We start from the raw sequence: 18610 nt of genomic DNA, 5'->3' as shown, positions 1-18610 counted from the left end.
CTTTTTCGCGAAAGGGTGGCCCGACAGTGAAGATTGCTCATGAAATTGAGGGGCTCCAATACATACACAAACGGACAGATGAGCCTTACAAAATGGACTTCCACCTTCACGACCGGTTCGAGGTGTACTTCTTCATTGCCGGGGATGTGCATTATTTGATCGAGAAAAAGGTGTACCCTTTAGTCTATGGCGATGTGCTTCTGATAAACAGCCGCGAGCTGCACAAGCCCACTTACCGGTCAGAGGCACCCTACGAGAACATCGTCATTCATTTTGACCCCCAGGCTGTGGAGCGGTTCGCCTCTCCGTATGCCTTCAACCTGTTGAACTGCTTCACGAACCGCCCGTTAGGCGAGCAAAATAAAATTCAGCTGCTCCCCCAGCAATTAGAGGAGCTGCTTGCCTTATACTCGAGGATGGACGGACTGTCCAGCCGCCCCGAGGACGGCTCGGATCTGCTGATGATGACTTATTTCATTCAGCTGCTTGTGCTGCTGAACCGCGCATTCTCGCAAAATGCTCTGCCGCTCTCCTCTTCGATCGTACCGGAAAAGCTTGCGCCCGTGCTCGATTACATCGATCACCACCTGGACCATGATCTGACGCTCGAAGCGCTGGAGCAGCAGTTTTTTATGAACCGCTATTACTTGAGCCGGCTATTCCGGCAAAGCATCGGGAGCACGATCCATGAGTATATCCTGCTGAAGCGGATCGCCTGCGCCAAAAAACTGCTGCACGACGGCCACAATGTGACCGATGCGTGCCAGCAGTCCGGATTCAACGATTATTCGAATTTTATCCGCATGTTCAAACGGATCGTCGGCGTGCCGCCCGGCCAGTATCGCAAGCAGAGGTAGCCGCCTCCCGGAATGGCCTGGACCCATGTCTCCCTGCCCCTCCTTCATCTCAGCTTTCTGTACAGCTTCTCATTCGGCTCTATCGCTTCGTAGCAATTCTCATGCTCGCTGAAGCGGATCGATTCGCGGTCGCCCAAGGCCAGCACCCCGAACATCCCCAGACTCTCATAGAATAGCCGGTGCACCCGGCTTTGCAGCGTTTTATTAAAGTAAATCATGACGTTTCTGCAAAAAATCACGTTAAACTCGTTAAACGACTGGTCCGTTACCAGGTTGTGCTGGGCGAATACGATATTTTTCATCAGGGACGGCTTGAAAATCACGGCGTCGTAATCGGCCGAATAATAATCGGAGAACGATTTCCGTCCGCTCGATTGAATATAATTTTGCGTATATTGCTGCATTTTATGGAGCGGGAATATGCCGGACTGCGCCTGCCTCAGCACCTCTTGATCAATGTCCGTCGCATAAATGCGGGCCTTCTCGTACAAGCCCTCCTCCTGCAAAATGATCGCCATCGACAGCACCTCCTCTCCCGTCGAGCAGCCTGCATGCCAAATCCGGATGTGCGGATACGTATGAAGGAAAGGGACGACCTTTTCCCGGAACGTCCGAAAAAAAGCCGGATCCCGAAACATCTCGGTGACGTTCACCACCATATAGCGGAGCAGCTTCTGCAGCTGCAAAGGATCGTGAAGCACCTGCTCGATCATCCCGGAGACAGTTTCGCAGCGCAGCGCCCTCATGCCGTGACCGATGCGGCGCTTGATCGAATCGTACGCATAGTTGCGAAAATCGTAGCCATATCTGCGAAATATAGCTTCCAGCAGCAGCTCGATCTCAATCCGTTCCCTTTCTGCCGTATCCTTGCCTGCGGGCCCCCCGCTTCCCTCATTCAGATCCAAAAATTCAGTAATCGCTACCCCTCCTCTATTTGTATAACCATACCTTCAAAAGCGAGAGCAGCCTCTCCGGATCGATCGGCTTGCTGATATAATCGGAGGCTCCCGCATCGATGCATTTCTGGCGGTCTTCCTTCATCGCCTTGGCGGTCAGAGCAATAATGGGCAGCTTCGCATAGCGTGGCATCGCCCGGATCGCTTCCATCGCCTGATAGCCATCCATTTCGGGCATCATGATATCCATCAGGATCAGGTCGAAATCCTGCTGCTTGTCTAGCAGGTCCAGCGCTTCCCTGCCGTTCTCGGCGAAGCTCACCTGGAGGTTGTACGATTCCAGCACATTGGACAACGCGAACACATTGCGGATATCGTCCTCGACCAGCAAAATCCGTTTTCCTTCAAAAGCCGCCTCGTTGCTATGCAGCTTCTTCAACAAATTACGGCGTTCCTCCGGCAAATTCGCCTCCACCCGATGCAGGAACAGCGCCGTTTCATCGTACAGCCGCTCCTGGGACCTGACGTTTTTGATAATGATGCTTTTCGCATATTTCTTAAGCTCAATCTCTTCTTTCCTATCCAGCTCTTTGCCCGTATAAATAATAATCGGAAGCCGCAGCAGCGTATGGTTCTGCCGGATCCGGTCCAGCAGGTCGAAGCCTGACATATCGCTTAATCCCAGATCCATGACCATGCAGTCAAAATGCTCCTCATGCAGCGCCCGCAGCGCCTCCTCGCCGGTTGAGACAGCCGTAATGGCAACATCGTCATGGCCGATCAGCTCGACGAGGCTGTCGCGCAGCACAATATCGTCCTCGACGATGAGCAGCCGCTTCAAACCGCGATTCATGAACGATTCGATCCGCGCGAAGGCGTTCTCAATTTTTTCGCGGCTGGCCGGTTTTTTCAAATAGGCCATAGCCCCCATCGTCAGCATTTGCTGCGGCTCCTCGACGACGGAAATGACATGGACCGGGATATGTCTTGTTTCCGGATGCTGCTTCAGCCGCTCCAGAATCGACCAGCCGTCCAGCACCGGAAGCTGAATATCCAGCAGCACCGCATCCGGCTTGTATGCGTGGGCCAGCGCCAGCCCAACATCCCCGCGCAAGGCGACGAGCCCTTTGAAGCCCCGCGAACGGGCCATATCCAGCATCAGGCCGGCGAAATGGGCATCATCCTCGATGATGAGCAGCACGCGGTCTTCCTCGTTCAGCCGCTCCCGGTCATCCTTGACCTCATCTGATTCGAGCAGCGCCGGATCGGAGAGCTGAACGCTCGGTACAAGCACCGGATCGGCCGGAGCCCCGGCTGGCGTCTCTATCGGCTCCACCGTACTTGCCGCTTCCTTCCTTGCTGCCTGATAAGCGGGCTCCCCCGTCTCGGGAACGTACAGCGTAAAGGTGCTGCCCCTGCCTTCCTGGCTCTCGAGCTCGATGCAGCCCCCGATCAGATGCGACAGCTCCCGGCTGATCGTCAGGCCAAGACCGGTGCCGCCGTATTTGCGGCTGGTCGTCCCGTCGGCCTGCTGGAAGGCTTCGAAGATCATTTCCATTTTATCCTTCGGTATACCTATACCGGTATCATGGACGGCGAAGCCGATAAACGGCTGCTGGCCGGAATGGGCCGCGGAGCCTTTATTGGCAAGGAAAATCCGCACCTTAACCTCACCGCCGGTTGTAAATTTAAATGCATTCGACAGCAGGTTTTTCAATATTTGCTGCAGCCGGTGGCCGTCGGTTACGATCGAATCGGGCAAATCCGGTGCCATGTCGAACTCGAACCGGAGACCTTTTTTAACCGCCATTTCCTGAAAGCTTCGAAATAAATTGTCCTTCACATCCGTCAGCACGACAGGCTCCAGCTCGATTTTCATCTGACCCGCCTCGACCTTCGATAAATCGAGAATCTCGTCAATCAAGCGCAGCAAGTCATTACCGGAGGAATGAATGGTCCTGGCAAATTCAACCTGCTTCTCATCGAGATTGCCCTGCTTGTTCTCCGTCAATAGCTGGGACAAGATCAGCAGGCTGTTGAGCGGCGTCCGCAGCTCATGCGACATGTTGGCCAAAAACTCCGACTTGTACTTTGACATCGTCGATAGCTCGGCCGCCTGCTGCTGCAAAGCATCCCGCTGCTCTTCGATCTGCCGGTTTACTTCCTCGACCTGTCGCATCTGCTCCTCGAGCAGTATGGAGCGCTGCGACAGCTCCTCGTTGCTCTGCTCCAGCTCCTCCTGCTGGCGCTGCAGCCGGTCCTCCGATTTGCGGAGCAAATCGTTGGAGGCCTTCAGCTCGTCCTGCTGCGCCACCAGCTCCTCCGACTGGGCCTGCAGCTCTTCAGCCTGCTGCTGCAGCTCCTCGGTCTGCGCCTGCAGCTCCATCGCCTGGGTCTGCGTCTCGATGAGCAGACGCTCCACCTCCATTCGGCCCAGCACGCGATTGAGCGAAATGCCGAAGGATGCGCGTATTTGCTTCATCAGCAGCAGCTCGATATCGGTGAAGGGCTGTAGCGAAGCCAGCTCGATGACCGCCTCGGTTCTCCCCTCAAAAACGATCGGGCAGATCAACAGACTGTGCGGAGCGGAATCCCCGAGCGCCGATGTAATCTTGATATAATCGGCAGGCGCCGGATTCAAGACGACCATCCGCTGGTCCAGCGCGCTCTGCCCGACAAGGCCTTCTCCCCGGCGGATAGCGGGCGCCCCCTTATCGTTCCCGTCGGAGGCATACGAGGCTATCCGGCGAAGGACTTGTCCCTTCCCCTGGCCCTCCGCCAAGTAAAAGGCGCCATAGCTGGCATGCATGAGCATCGCCATCTTGGCGAGAAATGCCTCCCCCAGCTCGCTGATGTCGGTAAAGCCTTGGTTGAAGATAGCCACTTCAGCCAAATGATTTTGCAGCCATGCCTGCTTCTCCTGGCTTTCCAGCAGCTGATTGGCCGCTTCGGCCAAATCCTTGATTTCATCGTTGGAATAAACGACAATACGGGAGGTCGTCACCCCATTGGAGGCCGCAATTTCCGTTATCGCCCGTCCTACCTGCTTCACCGTGCGAATAATCGAACGGGAAATGATATAAGCAACGACCAAGGACACGACCGTGATCAGAAACATGAGCACATAAAGCTGAACCTTCAGCGTGGCGTTCGATTGATTCAAACCAGCCACACGGCTGGCAGTAAATGCCTTCTCTGTATTGCGGAACGTATCGAACTGCATTCGCAATTGATCCATTTGCCTTTTGCCGGTATCGGATTTGAAAAAGCTGTTCAGTCCGGCGCTGTTCCCGTTGCCTTTCATATTCAGGACCGCTTCGCCGGCCGTTCGGATCCACTGTTCAATCGACGCCTTGTTCATCTCCAGGTTTTTCGCTTGAAGCGGATTGCCCTTTACCAGCTCGTACAGCTTGTTATAATCGCTCTCCCAATTTTGCTGCGCGTTATGGTAGGGCTCCAAATATTCGGAATCTCCTGTAATGACGTAGCCTCTCATGCCGGTTTCCATATCGAGCAGATGCTTTTCGACCTGATATGTCAGATAATGCACGGCCATATCATGCTCCGTTATATAATTGATTTCTTTTTGCATCGATGCAATCCGGCTGTTCAGCGTAAATACGGACACGCCCAGACAAAGCACGATCAACAAATAGCCCAATCCAATTTTGGACCGGATATCAAATCTCCATGGTTTGAACATAGACACACTTCCCCCTATACGTTTATACCCGGGCAAGCTGTGACTGAAACACGGCATGGCTCTTTCAACTAATTTCATTGTTACGTGGACATTGGTTGTATAACCCAACTATCTGTCAAAAGTTTCATCTCTCCATGTATTGACGGAGCGCTTGCCCTTGGTGTATGATGCTACAGGTTTGTGTTTTATGGTAATCGTAAAGGATGTGGCCTCGCTTGAGCTTGAAGACCTGGACAATTTGCTTTTATTTATTGCTGATTTACTGGATTTCCCAACATATACCCGGTGTAAAAATGCTGTTTTATCCTACACTTGGCGCCTTTTCCTACTTATTTATTAGCCGCACCTTTGCTTTCAAGGATTTCTCCAAGCTGATTATGGGTGCGTCGGCAGCTTCTCTGATCAGCTCCGCCTTGTACATATCCAATGCCGGCTTTATCTCCTTTTTTGCCGCTACGATCAGCACGATCATTCTGATTCAAAGGTTTCGACTGAACGCGCCGCCGATCCTGGCGATCGCGCTTGTTCCCTTCTTTACGCACCCGGATAACCTGTGGAGCCTTCCGCTCGCTGTGCTTGTCTCGCTTACAGGGCTTCTGATGACCCTATTGCTTGTTGAGTTCGCCATCGTCTGGTGGCAGCGGGCTGCGCTTCGGGTATCCGAGCGCGGCGGTACCGTGGCGGAGAATGCGAAGGAACTGAACTTATAGTAAAGAACGGCCCGGCCAAGAGAGCTTTTTCTCTAGACCGGGCCGTTTTTGCGTCCGTCTCGGCTTCGCATAAAAAGCTAAGGATTGGAAATCCTAACATTACTTCTTTAGATAGTATGAGGTAACTATGGGTATTTTCGGTAAGGATATACGTAGGAACCAAAACCGGGCCGCATATAACAATAGAGGAAACGACAGCACAGCCGGGCAGGATCATCCGATCACACCGCAGCTGGATACGAATCTGGAGCTCATCCGTTCAGCTCTGGGTAACAGTCCCGATATTGTGACTCGTACTGTCGTCAACAAAAGATTCAGCGAACGCCCGATGGGGATTATTTATATTGACGGCTTGGTAGACATGGAATCCATCCAATGGATGATGCGGGAATCGTTGTTGAAGACGCAAGGGGATACCCCTGTCTCCGCACATCCCGGGGATGTATACCGTTTCTTGCTGGAAGAAACCCTTGCCATCGGAAGTGTAACCGAGCTGCATTCGCTTGAAGCCATTTACAGCAGCTTATTCGAAGGCAACACGGTCATTCTTCTCGACGGCTGTGAGGCGGCATTCTCCGCAGATACCTCCGGGGGCAGCATGAGGTCCGTTGAGGAGCCCAGCACACAAACCGTCATTCGCGGACCAAAGGAAGGCTTCACCGAGAACATCCGCACCAACACCTCGCTTCTCCGGCGCATTATTAAATCGCCGTCGCTGCGGGTCCAGACCCAAAAAATCGGGGCGCAGACGCAAACGAATGTAGCCGTCGTTTATTTGGAAGGCGTCGCCAACGATAAAGTGGTGAATGAAATCCACCGGCGGCTTGACCGCATCGAAACGGATAGTATTCTGGAGAGCGGATATATCGAGGAATTCATACAGGACGCCACCTTCACGCCGTTCCCGACCCTGATGAACACGGAGCGTCCCGATAGCGCCGCTGCGGCTATATTGGAAGGACAAGTGGTTATTATTGTGGACGGCACACCGTTTGTGCTGATGGCTCCCGTCACGTTTTTTAAATTTTTTCAATCGAGCGAGGATTACTATCAACGATATGATCTGTCTTCCTTTCTTAGGCTCATTCGCTTCGCGTCGTTTCTGCTGTCCATGCTCCTGCCTTCTCTCTACATCGCCATTACGACCTTCCATCAGGAAATGCTGCCTACGACCCTGTTGATCAGCCTGGCGGCCCAGCGCGAGGGGGTGCCCTTTCCCGCACTCCTGGAAGCGATGCTGATGGAAATCACATTCGAGGTGCTGCGGGAGGCCGGTGTGCGCATGCCCCGGGTGATTGGCCCTGCCATCTCTATCGTAGGCGCACTCGTATTAGGTCAAGCCGCCGTGCAGGCCGGTTTGGTCTCGGCGGCCATGGTCATTGTCGTATCGTTCACCGCGATAGCGAACTTCGTCATCCCTGCGATCAATATGGCGATCGCCGCCCGGCTGATCCGCTTCATGCTGATGCTTCTGGCCGCAACCTTGGGCTTGTTCGGCATTATGTCGGGGCTGATGATTCTCTTGATTCATATGGCTGGCCTGCGTTCCTTCGGCATTCCTTATCTCATGCCCGTAGCTCCGCTGGTCTACAGAAATCTCAAGGATGTCTTCATCCGGGTCCCGATGTGGGCCATGAGGCGACGCCCCGGATTAATATCCGACAATACCATCAGACAAGGAACCCATCAACGGCCCTCCCCTCCGATCAAGGATGGGGAAGATCCTAAAGACAAAGGGTCCTAGGCAAGGAGGCGCGGCAGCGGATGATCCAAAAAATTTCGAGCACCCAAGGTGTCTTATTGATCATAAGCACCATTGTCCCTACCGCGGTGCTCTCCATTCCGAATTCGACGGTTCGGTTTACAGACCAGGATGCGTGGATCTCCATCCTTATGGCTACGGTAGTCTCCATGCTGCTCATCTTTCTTATCTGCGGCGCCAATAACTACGGCAGGTACGCCACGTTCTTCGAATGGCTTGAGGGCTCCTTCGGTCGATATGTCCGCATCGTAGTCGGCCTTCTGCTTACCTACTACTATTTTACCGTAAGCTGCGTCATTCTGCGGGAATTCACTAATTTTATAAGGGAAAATTTCCTGCTTTATACTCCCGTGTACGTCGTACTCGCCGTTGGCTTAACCGTCACATTATATGCCGTGAGGCAAGGAATCGAGGTCATCGCGCGGATTAACACGTTTATCTTTGCTTTGTCCGCGGCTATTTTTGTCGTATACATTCTGCTGCTGACCAAACAGTTTCACCCCTCGTTTCTGCTGCCCATAGGAGATCATCCGTTTTACCGCTTAGCCCAGGGAAGCGCGGTTCCTTTCAGCTGGTTGAGCGAGGGAGCGATTCTCCTGCTGCTGGCGCCTTTTCTTGAATCCCCTGAGAAAGCGCGAATGGTTGGCTTGATTGGAATCGGGGCCTCCGGGCTGATCTTGACCGCATTTGTCATCGTGACCATCACCGTCTTCGGCTCCAGGCTGATTCAGATGATGGTTTACCCTACGTTTGAAGTCATTGGCATCATCAAGGTCAGCAGCCTGCTGGAAAGGCTGGACATTTTATTTATTACGTTCTGGATTGGCAGCATGTACGTGAAAATTTCCCTGTTTTTATTCGCTACATTTCACAGCTTTGTTCATACGTTCCGTATCCGGTACGACAAGCCGTTTCTAATCATTCTCGGACTGATCTGCGCTTTGACCACCCTATACGCCTGGCCAAAAGCGGCCCAGCTCATGGAATTTAACAATTATGCTTCCGTTCCGTTACTTGTTTTTTTCAATGTGCTGCTCCCCGTAGGGCTGTGGATCTCCCACAAGCTGTCCCGACCCCATTCCTGAAAGGGGCATTGTTCATGAAATTACGATGGATTCTCAGCTTCGCGCTACTCTCTATGCTGCTCACTGGATGCTGGAATCGTATTGAGCTGAATGAACTGTCCATTACCTCCGCAACCGCGTTCGATTTGGAGGGAGAGGACTGGGTTATTTCCTACCAGGTCGTCATCCCCTCCGCCATTTCCAGCGGCGCGGGTACCGTAGGGGGCAGCTCGGCCTCCCGATCGCCTATTACCGTGTTCTCTGCCCGCGGGAGAACGATACGCGAAGCGGTGGCGAACAGCAACATTGAAAACTCCCGGGCGCTTTTCTTTGCCCATACGAATATCCTCGTCGTAAGCGAGCAGGTGGCAAGACGAGGATTGGATCCGATCATCGATTTGTACTTAAGAGTAGCCGAAGCACGCGAAACGGTCCATGTGCTGGTCACGACCGGTAAAGCCCGTACCATTCTGCAGCAGCTGATGCATTCCGAGAAAATACCCGGACAAGGCATCCGGGAAATCATTATGAATGAAGCGCGCAATTCATCGTTGATCCCGAGCGTGATGCTGTTCGAGCTGGCCATGTCATTAACCAGCTCATCCAAAAGCGGCCTGCTGCCGGAAATCGTCTTATCGGGTGAAGCGGCGACCGACTCCTTGGACACACTCAAAAAAACGTACGTACGCTCCAAATTGAAAATAGGAAGACTGGGCATTCTGAAGGGCGACAAGCTCGTCGGCTGGATGAAAAGGGAGGAATCATTCGGGGTCTCGTTTATTAAAAATAAAGTGAACCGGGCGATCATTTCCTTCCCCTGCGGCAAGTCGTCATATGACGGAAAAAGATCAGCCTACAATTCGTCCTTTCGGCTAAGCCACAGCTCTACCAAGCTGAAGCCGATGAAAAGCGGAGATCACTTCTCCATGAAGGTGGATATTAAAGCATCCGGTATTTTGATGGAAAGCGGGTGCCAGCTCGATCTGAGCAAGCCGGATAACGTGAGTTTGCTGGAAAATCAGCTGCAGCAAGAGCTGAACCGGATTGTGCTGAGCGGTTGGAAGGCGTCGAAGGAGCTGGGAACCGACGTTCTGGGCTTTGCCGATGTCATTCACCGCAATTTCCCCAAGGAGTGGAAGAAACTGAACGGTCATTGGGATGCTGCATTTGCCCGAATGGAAATAGAGCCGCAGATCAAAGTATCCATTGACCGGACCGGCCTTAGCAATCGAAGCTTCAAAACACTGCAGAACAAAGAGGATTGAAGCCTGTGATTACACTAAGCATTGTCATATTTTATATCGGCTTGTCGGTCTTGGGCATAAGCCGTATCCAGGCGAAGGGGCAGAAAAAGGACTTGCTACCGTTTGTAGTTCTGATCGCCTGGTGTGCCTATCTCAGTCTGGGGAATGTTTACGGTTGGCCGTTCACCTCCACCTTTTCCCCTATTCTCGGCTTGTTTGTATCCGCCGGTCGCCACTTGGAGCAATGGATGGGAGGTCCGCCGAACGAATGAGGAATAAGGAGCATATTTCCCAGAATCAGCTTGGCTTTATGATCGTTCTTTTCGAAATCGGCAGCACGCCGCTGTTCATGCTGGGTGCAAGCGCGAAGCAGGATGCATGGCTCGCGATGGCCTTGGCCGCCATGATCGGACTACTGCTCTTATGGATGTTTTTGTCCATTCAAAAAAAACAGCCCCGTCTCCACTTGATCGCCCTGCTGCCGCTTTATTGGGGCCGCCCTGTCGGAATATTCCTGAGCTCCACCTATGTCCTTTATTTCGCTTACGAATCGATGCGCAATGTGCGGGACTTTGGAGAGCTCACGTCCCTGACTCTGCTCTCCGAAACGCCGATGGCCGTAACGATGCTCATTGTCATCATTATTGGGGCCTATGCCGTGTACAGCGGCGTCGAGGTTATTTTTCGCATCGGCGAAATCCTTCTGGTTCTGTATCTGGGCAGCTCCTTGCTCATTATCCTGTTCTTTTTTATTATGAAGGTGGTGCACTTCGAGCAGCTTCTGCCCATGCTGGAGAACGGGGTTACCCCTGTCCTCAAAGCAGCATTTCCAGATCTTGTATCGTTCCCGTTCGGACAGATCGTCATTTTCCTGATGTTCTGGCACTTCACGAACGAAGAGCAAGGCTTTCCATTGAAAACGTCGCTCAAAGCCTATATTTTCGTGTCCTGCTTTCTCATCTTTACCAGCATGCTGAACATCGCCATACTGGGTCCTACGCTTGCCGCGTTAACGACTATTCCTTTTCTCCAATCGATTCAGCTGATTTCCCTTGCCAATGTCCTGGAACGGATGGATGTGCTGATCACCCTGCTCGTTTTCGTCGGGCTGTTTATGAAGATGATCATGTTCTATTTTTGCACCGTACTGGGGTTATCCTATCTGACCTCCAGTAACGCACGCCGTTGGACGATACCTGCAGGTATCGTTATTTACGCCTCCTCCCTGCTCGAGCCGAATTATACCTCCCACGTGTGGGTCGGACTGAAGATCAGCGTGAAATTTTTCCCTATATTCCAAATTATTATGCCGCTTGTTTTATGGGTTACCATCCTGCTTCGGCGCAGGATCCCGGTTCAGCCCTGAGCCTTCGCTTTGTTCCGAATCGAGGATACGATGAACAACAGAAGCGGCAGCGCGAGGCCGAAGGTGAGAGCGTAGGGCGTCCATATTTTCGATGCAAAATTTCTGAAATAAACAATATTCGGGTACACGATGAGGGAGAGCACGGTCAGGATGAGTCCCATGGGCAGCGTCAGGGGCTTGTAGCTTCGCAGTCTGCACAGCTGTGCCAGGGAGAGAACCGATGCATAAAAGCAAATGATGAGCTTGAAGTAAATCGTCAAAAACCAGGTGATGCCCATGAAGACCTCGATCCGCTGTATAAATTCGCCAAAATGGATTTTTTTGGCAAGCGTATAGCTGGGAAAGGCATGCCTTGCCGTAAAATCCGCCCCCAGCACGAGAATACACATCATTGTAATGACGATAAGCACGATCCCCCCCAGAAGCGCCCCCGTAAACAGTGCCTTCCCCGCCTTGCCTACCTTGTTGACATAAGGATACAGCATAAGAAAGACGACCAGCTCTAAATAAGGAATACCGAGTATCGACAGGCTGCCCTTCAAAATCGGCTTGATGCCCTCTTCAAACATCGGCAGCATTTTGTAGGCGTGAATTTGCGGCGAGATGCAAATGACAAGCACAAGCAGCAGTAATAAAATCCATGGAAAAAAAATTTCCGAGGCCCGTGCAAACACCTCAAGCCCCAGACGCGCTCCGATAATGACTATCAAAAGAAACATGATATGGACAGCCTGGATCGGCGTTTCGGGCAGGGTAATGCTCGTAATGAAATCCCCGATATTGCGAAGCACCAGCGATGACAGCAGGAAAAAGAACAGGAAATACAGGATACCGACAGCCGTTCCGGCCCATCTACCCAGCACAACCTGACTATACTGGATCAGAGTTTGCTCGGGATAACGTGTCCCTAAAGCATTGTACAACAAGAGCAGCGACAGACCGAGTGCGCAGCCTACAATAGCGGCAATCCAGGCGTCCTGCTTCGAGGCGGCCGTAAGTCCGGACGGTACAATCAGAATGGCGCTCCCGAGCGTGTACAGCATCGCCAATATTTTCAGCTGCCGCGAATTGATTTTACCCTTCTCCAGCATGGTTGCTCCTTTCTTTGTGCCATTATCCCAATAAAGCCGAAATGGCATGGGCAAAAGGCTCATAAAGTTTCGTTATGCCGTCGAGCGGGTTCGGGATGTTCACGTTCAAGCTGTGCATGACGGCCAGACAGAACCCCACAGCCAGAAGAACCGCAAAGCATCCAAGCTCCCTCCACTGCTTCGATTTCCATAAAGAAGGGAATTCCCACATAAAAATCAGTGCCGTTACCAACATACTGACTACCGTCCACATGCTTCCTCACTTCCCCAGCTGACCCAAGAACGACTCTACGACACTTCCCGTTCTTCGGATATTCATATCAACGGTCACCTGTACCGTCAACTCCCCAAAGTGTTGATTCCAGTCCGGCTCCAATTGTCTCCAAGCCTTCGGATCGGCACGGTGTATGGCATCGCCAAAGCCAAAGATGTCCGCTTTGTATTTCTGCGCTTTCTTCACCGCGGCTTGAACCGTCTCTTTGATCTTGTCCTCCGCCCCCCGCTCCAGCAGCCGTATCGTTTCGGGCTCGCTTAAATCGAGATGGCATTCGACCTCGCCCACGTTTCCTTCGGTATCGATATGGAGGTTAACCTGCGGCTGCCCCCCTGTCACCTTTCCTTTGAGACTCTTATCGGTACGGATCAATTCGATCCCCAATTGCCCCCCTTCAGGACAAGGCACAGGGACAATCGTGCTTTTGATACCGCCGGTGATGTAATTATAGCCTTTGCTCTCCTCTTGGTTTAACCATCCCACAAGACGGTCCTTGTTAAAGACGGCCAAGCCGTCATATTGCAGCAATACGGGAGGATTCACCGAATTCAGATTTCGTTTGGACTGGCCGACTTCGGGATCCCCTGTGATGCGGAGGGCGGCCAGAACCGGGTCTTTGCCTTTGCTGACCAAGTCGTAAATGAGCTGATGCAAATCGACCTTGGTGGAGCCTCCCCATGCATTCTGCACTGACTCCAGCGAAGCGAAAAGCTTATGGGAGGGGATTTTCTCCAGCGGCGACAACACCTTTAAAACATCCGCTGCCGTCGCATCCTTGGCCACAGCGATATAAAAGTCCGTCCTCATTTCATGGTCTCTGGACAAGGCGTCGAGCACCTTCGCGATGCCATCTCTTGCCAGCGTCTCCCCGATGACCAGCATCTGAATGTGCGAGGAATAAATTTTACGCGGTGTTGACGTTGACAGCTGCCGCACCGATTCAAAAATCGAATTTCCGTGAGCCAGCACCTGTGTGACCACCGGCATACGGTTGCCGCCGCCACCTCCTTTATTCGTCGCCACTTCGTCCCCGTTAATTAATTGGACGGAGATTTGATAACCTGTACCGATTTTATCCAATCCGTAGGCTGACGCGATGGACAGCTCATTGAGCTCCCTTCGATTCCAGCATCCGGTCAAGCAGATCAGTGCAGCCCAAAGCGTAAGGCCCTGACACAGTCTTTTCAGCATGGGATCATGCCAGCTCCTTTCACAGGGTCAGTTCTTTCTTAGCGGGTTCTCATTGGACGAGGCCTGCTCCCTCACCATATTGCTCTGATTCACCAGACGCGGGCGGGTGTGCTGCATCCAGAGCGGCAGACGGAACAGATTGTCTTTCTGGTCCTCGATAATAAAAGGGGCAAATGGAGCCATATAAGGGACTCCAAAGGATCTCAGGCTGCACAAATGGAGAACAAGCGCGATCAACCCGACCATGATGCCGAACAGGCCAAACGTAGCCGCGAGGACCATCAACAGAAAACGGATCATCCGTATCGCAATACCCATACTGAAGGAAGGAATGACAAAATTGGAAATAGCCGTAATCGATACGATAATGACCATTGCCGGCCCGACCAACCCTGCTTCTACAGCGGCTTGCCCGATGACCAGCGCGCCGACGATAGACACCGCCTGACCGATTGCTCTCGGCATCCGTACGCCTGCCTCCCTTAAGATCTCGAAGGTGATTTCCATCAGCATGGCCTCCACAAAGGCCGGGAACGGAATGCCTTCCCGCTGGGCAGCAATACTTGTGAGCAGGGACGTCGGGATCATCTCTTGATGAAAGGTGGTCGCCGCGATATAGGCGGATGGCGCCAGCATGGAGATCATCAAACAGACATAGCGGAGCATGCGGAGCAAAGAGCTGATATCCGCACGCTGGTAATAATCCTCCGCCGTCTGGACAAAATTCGTGAACAAGGCGGGTACCAGCAAAACAAACGGGGTTCCGTCCACCAGGATAGCCACGCGTCCTTCCAGCAGCCCGGCTGCAACTACATCGGGCCGCTCCGTGTTGTAGACCGTTGGAAAAGGCGTTGCCGTGGAATCCTGTACCCATTCCTCCACATAAGCACTTTCCAGGATGGCATCGATATTGATCTTGTTCAGACGCTGCCGCACCTCAGCGACGACTTTGGGGTTCACAATCCCGTCGATGTACATGATAGACACATCGGTCTGGGTCACAACCCCAATCTGCATCGTTTCAAGCCACAGGCCGGGATTTTTGATTTTCCGCCGGATGAGCATGGTGTTGGTCCGCAGCGTTTCGGAGAAGCCCTCGCGCGGCCCGCGGATGACGGTTTGGGTGGAGGGCTCAGTGACCCCTCTGTCCTTCCAGTGCTTCGTGCCTGCGGCAATAGCCCGGGCTACACCTTCTACCAAAACAACCGTATCTCCCGATAATATCGCATGATACACCGAATCCATGTCGGAGATTTGCTGAATATCCCCGATTTTCAAAACGGAATGAATAAGCGCTGTCAACGGATCTTCGTGGTCGGCCAGCCTTTGCTCCAAGGCATGGTTTTCTTTGCTGTCGAACAGCAAGGCATCCAAAATCGGCGTGGCATCGGCCATCCCCTCCAAATACACCACCGTAACGGCAAATGAAGTGCCCCTGCCGGTCGGTACGGGAAATTGCCTGAATAGGATATCCGTGCTGTGCCCGGTTCGAGACTGAATCATGCGGATAGTCTGCCGCACATCAGTTGGCAGAAGCTGCTTGGGCACAGCAGGCTGTTCAGGAGCGGCCGTCTGGGGATTGCGCTGCAAGGATTTGAACAGCATTCTTATAAACGATCCCACGCTTGTCACCCCTCCTGCATTTTTTACCAGTCTAACCACTTGAGCCCCCCTCGATACAAAAAAATCCATGTCATCTGCAAAAGCAGACAACATGGATCGCTAAAATCTAACATGATGCGGCAGGTTTCACCTCTGGCTAAAGCTGTTTTTGCCGAACGATGCCACCCTTCAGCCACATGCGAATCGAGAGCAGCAGCATCACGGAGCTGATGATGACACATCCCAGCATCAGGCTATGCAGATGGCTGGTCGTAATTTGACTGCTGAAGACGGTGCCGAGCAGGCTTGAGGAAAGAATCGTACCCATAAACCGGGAAGTCATGAACAAGCCCGAAGCAACCCCTGTCTCCGCCGGAGCCACATAAGCATACAATGCGCTCTGCAGCCCCAAATTCTGAAATCCGTTGCTGATGCCAAGCACCGATAAGCAGGTGAAAATCCAGGCCGGTACGGAAGCATCCGTGAGCGTTAGCAGGAGAGACGTGCCAGCGACGGTGAACAAGGTCCCGACCAAAAGCGGCGTTCGTGAGCCCGAACGGTCGATCCATCGGCCCACCAGCGGTGTGATCAGCACCCCGAAGCCGGAGATGGACAGCATAATCAGTCCGACTTCCTGGCCGTTGTAATGACGCACCTGCTGCAAATACGAAGGAATGCCGAACATGATCGAGTAAAACACGATATTGACCAATATGAATTGGAGATAGACGAAGCATACATCCACATTCCCCTTCAAAAAAAGGACGTCGATAAACGGCTGCCTCCGTCTCGCTTCATACAAATAAAAAGCTATGCTCAGACACGCGCTGAGCACGAGCAGCAGCCAGTTCACCCCGGTCTTGAACGACAGGAAAAAGAACAGCCAGCTGAAGATGAGTGCTGTAAAGAAAACGATCCCCCATCCGTCCAACGCCCCGGGCACCGCGTTTTTGCGAGGAGTATCCTTCGGCATCATACGAATCGCAAGCAGGAACGACGCAAGAATAAACGGGAAGTTAATCAGGAATATCGCCTGCCAGTCGCTGTACTGGATGAGAAACCCGCCGAGCGACGGGCCGAATGCAGCCGAGGTCGAGGAAAATATCGACATGACGCTGAGCGCACGCGCCTGATTTGTTGTAATGACCGAGCGGATGATGCCCATCCCGGACGGGAACAGCGCTGAGCTGCCGACCGCCTGAATGACGCGAAAGGCCATCAGCCAGCCGAAGCCGGGCGACAGCGGAGCCAGCATGGATGAGACGGTGATGAGAGCAAGGCCGATCATAAACATTCTTTTGCGGCCGTACAGATCCCCAAGCTTTCCCATCACGGGCTGGGCTACTGCACTGGCGACGTAATACGTGGCAATCAGCCATGAGATCGAAGCATACGTCACTTGAAACTCCTCCTGAAGCCGTGAAAAGGCGACAGAAATCATCGTTGTATTAAGCGGATTCAGCAGCGTGCCCAGAGCAACCGCTGCGATCAGCCAGAAATGTCCCTTGTTTCTCGATTCGGGTATCGCGTTCATATGCGCCTCCTGAGGCAGATTGTTGCTCAAACTCTAGCATGGCTTGTTTTAACTTGTCAAATGATGATTTTTGCACCTTCACGCAGAAAATTGTAAACTATTGGCATAAGGGAGGGGTGCGGATGGGATTCTCTTTTTTTCCATTTAATCGAGTCGATGAGTTTAAACTTTCGAGGCTGCATAAAAGCTCATATTTTCATGTGTATCATCAATATGCAAACAACCACGTTGAACAACTGCACAACAATAAGCTTACCAAATTTCAACGTAAATTTGAGTTCCGATTTCTTAATAGTGATAAGATCGATGCCTTTGTCGATATCCGCAATAAAAAGATCGATTGCGTCTATATAACCTATGGATTCGTCGTAAGGCTTCATGACCTGTTCTATAAGCTGTTTTGCAACGCATCCGTATTTCCGGCTTATGGTTCCGCTGTCGGGTTCCCTTCAGAAGCCCATCTGGCATTCAAGCCCTATATTCAAAATAAAACGGTTTTCTACCTTGCACCAACCGATGAAACCCGGAAACAACTGGCTCAATTCTGCTCGTCTATCTCCATGCAGTTTGCCATTTTACATGAAATAGGTCATCACATGAATGGGCACGAGCTTTACCGTATTCATAAGACAGGCCCGATTACCAAGTTGGAAAGACAAGTGCTGGAAATGGACGCCGATGCTTTTGCAGTTACGAACAGTATTCAAGCTGCTTTTCTTACAGAGGAGCATAGACAAATGGCATTTCCGGACCTGCAGCTTTCTAACATCGAGTACATCCGGTTATGGATTTATTTAGTTCATATCTTCTTCCTGTTTATGAGTAGAGAGCATGATTTTATATACAAGGAACGAATGGAACTGAAATATTTGCCCCGAAGAATAAGAAGCTTACTCGCAGCCCAAATTTCATTTGAACTGTTCGATAAGTTTTATCCCCAAGAGCCTCACGACTTTCAATCGTTATTTGTAGATACGTTCCACCAGGCAGAACGAGATTACAACTCGACATTCCATCAAGCCTCTTCGGCGGCCGAATTAGAATCCTGCTTCAGCGATGATATGCTCTCACATTTGGATGAAATCAACCAATACTGGCGTCACACTATGGTCCATCGGCTGGCTCCTTATGCCAGAGTTCCATTATTTCAACAAAATTAGAAAGCAGCTGAAAGCACTGACGGCGGACATCGGTCCGTCGATTTTTTTTGGGGTAGCGGCCTTAATCGAGGTACTACGCAAATTTAGTACTCTTCATTTGGCGGGATTTCCAGTACAATACAAATAACAATCAATTTATACCTGGTCATAAGGCCA

At 52.0% G+C, this 18610-nt stretch carries 15 protein-coding genes; 8 read left to right on the top strand and 7 right to left on the bottom strand.

The genetic code is table 11. The features are described 5' to 3' along the window. Window positions 1-26 precede the first annotated feature (26 nt). Window positions 27-857, top strand: coding sequence for a helix-turn-helix domain-containing protein (locus CF651_RS16995; protein WP_245855968.1), 831 nt, complete (start codon window positions 27-29; stop codon window positions 855-857). A 44-nt stretch (window positions 858-901) separates the two neighbouring features. Here the strand turns inward: CF651_RS16995 and CF651_RS16990 are convergent, their stop codons facing one another. Both CF651_RS16990 and CF651_RS16985 read right to left on the bottom strand, forming a co-directional pair. Then, on the bottom strand, window positions 902-1762 hold the full coding sequence (locus CF651_RS16990; RefSeq protein ID WP_218827857.1) for a CheR family methyltransferase: 861 nt from the start codon (window positions 1760-1762) through the stop codon (window positions 902-904). Between the two features lie 25 nt (window positions 1763-1787). Next, window positions 1788-5456, bottom strand: a complete 3669-nt coding sequence (locus tag CF651_RS16985; protein ID WP_094016048.1) for a response regulator — start codon at window positions 5454-5456, stop codon at window positions 1788-1790. Window positions 5457-5671: 215 nt separating this feature from the next. On the opposite strand from CF651_RS16985, the gene CF651_RS16980 reads away from it, so the two are divergent. The 6 genes from CF651_RS16980 to CF651_RS16955 all read left to right on the top strand — a co-directional run bounded on the left by CF651_RS16980 (window position 5672) and on the right by CF651_RS16955 (window position 11602). Then, window positions 5672-6166: a hypothetical protein gene (locus CF651_RS16980; RefSeq protein WP_094016047.1), complete on the top strand. Its 495-nt coding sequence runs from the start codon at window positions 5672-5674 to the stop codon at window positions 6164-6166. A gap of 127 nt (window positions 6167-6293) precedes the next feature. After that, complete coding sequence (locus CF651_RS16975; protein ID WP_094016046.1) at window positions 6294-7910, top strand: spore germination protein; 1617 nt, start codon at window positions 6294-6296, stop codon at window positions 7908-7910. A 20-nt stretch (window positions 7911-7930) separates the two neighbouring features. After that, window positions 7931-9013: a GerAB/ArcD/ProY family transporter gene (locus CF651_RS16970; protein WP_094016045.1), complete on the top strand. Its 1083-nt coding sequence runs from the start codon at window positions 7931-7933 to the stop codon at window positions 9011-9013. A gap of 14 nt (window positions 9014-9027) precedes the next feature. Beyond that, on the top strand, window positions 9028-10257 hold the full coding sequence (locus CF651_RS16965; protein WP_094016044.1) for a Ger(x)C family spore germination protein: 1230 nt from the start codon (window positions 9028-9030) through the stop codon (window positions 10255-10257). A gap of 5 nt (window positions 10258-10262) precedes the next feature. Continuing rightward, window positions 10263-10508 (top strand): hypothetical protein, encoded by a 246-nt coding sequence (locus CF651_RS16960; protein WP_094016043.1) that lies wholly within the window; start codon window positions 10263-10265, stop codon window positions 10506-10508. Next, window positions 10505-11602: a GerAB/ArcD/ProY family transporter gene (locus CF651_RS16955; RefSeq protein ID WP_094016042.1), complete on the top strand. Its 1098-nt coding sequence runs from the start codon at window positions 10505-10507 to the stop codon at window positions 11600-11602. Before CF651_RS16960 ends, CF651_RS16955 begins: the two co-directional genes overlap by 4 nt. Here CF651_RS16955 and CF651_RS16950 read toward each other — a convergent pair. The 5 genes from CF651_RS16950 to CF651_RS16930 form a co-directional block, all read right to left on the bottom strand. Further along, on the bottom strand, window positions 11593-12693 hold the full coding sequence (locus CF651_RS16950) for a GerAB/ArcD/ProY family transporter (protein ID WP_094016041.1): 1101 nt from the start codon (window positions 12691-12693) through the stop codon (window positions 11593-11595). The genes CF651_RS16955 and CF651_RS16950 overlap by 10 nt on opposite strands. 22 nt (window positions 12694-12715) lie before the next feature. Next, window positions 12716-12946, bottom strand: a complete 231-nt coding sequence (locus tag CF651_RS16945) for a hypothetical protein (protein ID WP_094016040.1) — start codon at window positions 12944-12946, stop codon at window positions 12716-12718. A 6-nt stretch (window positions 12947-12952) separates the two neighbouring features. Next, window positions 12953-14158, bottom strand: a complete 1206-nt coding sequence (locus CF651_RS16940; RefSeq protein ID WP_094016039.1) for a Ger(x)C family spore germination protein — start codon at window positions 14156-14158, stop codon at window positions 12953-12955. Window positions 14159-14185: 27 nt separating this feature from the next. Beyond that, a complete protein-coding gene (locus CF651_RS16935) occupies window positions 14186-15763 on the bottom strand; it encodes a spore germination protein (RefSeq protein WP_094016038.1) in 1578 nt (525 codons plus the stop codon). Between the two features lie 154 nt (window positions 15764-15917). Next, entirely contained in the window at window positions 15918-17294 is a 1377-nt protein-coding gene (locus tag CF651_RS16930; protein WP_094016037.1) for an MFS transporter, read from the bottom strand. Between the two features lie 122 nt (window positions 17295-17416). On the opposite strand from CF651_RS16930, the gene CF651_RS16925 reads away from it, so the two are divergent. Beyond that, window positions 17417-18454: a hypothetical protein gene (locus tag CF651_RS16925; protein WP_094016036.1), complete on the top strand. Its 1038-nt coding sequence runs from the start codon at window positions 17417-17419 to the stop codon at window positions 18452-18454. Window positions 18455-18610 lie beyond the last annotated feature (156 nt).

Source organism: Paenibacillus rigui (genome assembly GCF_002234615.1).
GTDB lineage: Bacteria > Bacillota > Bacilli > Paenibacillales > NBRC-103111 > Paenibacillus_S > Paenibacillus_S rigui.
Note: the sequence above shows the minus strand (reverse complement) of the source record. Positions and strands in the feature narration are given on the sequence as shown.

Bases quoted from the DNA above. Each gene is read 5' to 3' on its own strand.
- CF651_RS16940 (WP_094016039.1), bottom strand. From the start codon at position 14,158: ATGCTGAAAAGACTGTGTCAGGGCCTTACGCTTTGGGCTGCACTGATC.
- CF651_RS16975 (WP_094016046.1), top strand. From the start codon at position 6,294: ATGGGTATTTTCGGTAAGGATATACGTAGGAACCAAAACCGGGCCGCA.
- CF651_RS16985 (WP_094016048.1), bottom strand. From the start codon at position 5,456: ATGTTCAAACCATGGAGATTTGATATCCGGTCCAAAATTGGATTGGGC.
- CF651_RS16970 (WP_094016045.1), top strand. From the start codon at position 7,931: ATGATCCAAAAAATTTCGAGCACCCAAGGTGTCTTATTGATCATAAGC.
- CF651_RS16945 (WP_094016040.1), bottom strand. From the start codon at position 12,946: ATGTGGACGGTAGTCAGTATGTTGGTAACGGCACTGATTTTTATGTGG.
- CF651_RS16950 (WP_094016041.1), bottom strand. From the start codon at position 12,693: ATGCTGGAGAAGGGTAAAATCAATTCGCGGCAGCTGAAAATATTGGCG.
- CF651_RS16930 (WP_094016037.1), bottom strand. From the start codon at position 17,294: ATGAACGCGATACCCGAATCGAGAAACAAGGGACATTTCTGGCTGATC.
- CF651_RS16935 (WP_094016038.1), bottom strand. From the start codon at position 15,763: ATGCTGTTCAAATCCTTGCAGCGCAATCCCCAGACGGCCGCTCCTGAA.
- CF651_RS16925 (WP_094016036.1), top strand. From the start codon at position 17,417: ATGGGATTCTCTTTTTTTCCATTTAATCGAGTCGATGAGTTTAAACTT.
- CF651_RS16955 (WP_094016042.1), top strand. From the start codon at position 10,505: ATGAGGAATAAGGAGCATATTTCCCAGAATCAGCTTGGCTTTATGATC.
- CF651_RS16965 (WP_094016044.1), top strand. From the start codon at position 9,028: ATGAAATTACGATGGATTCTCAGCTTCGCGCTACTCTCTATGCTGCTC.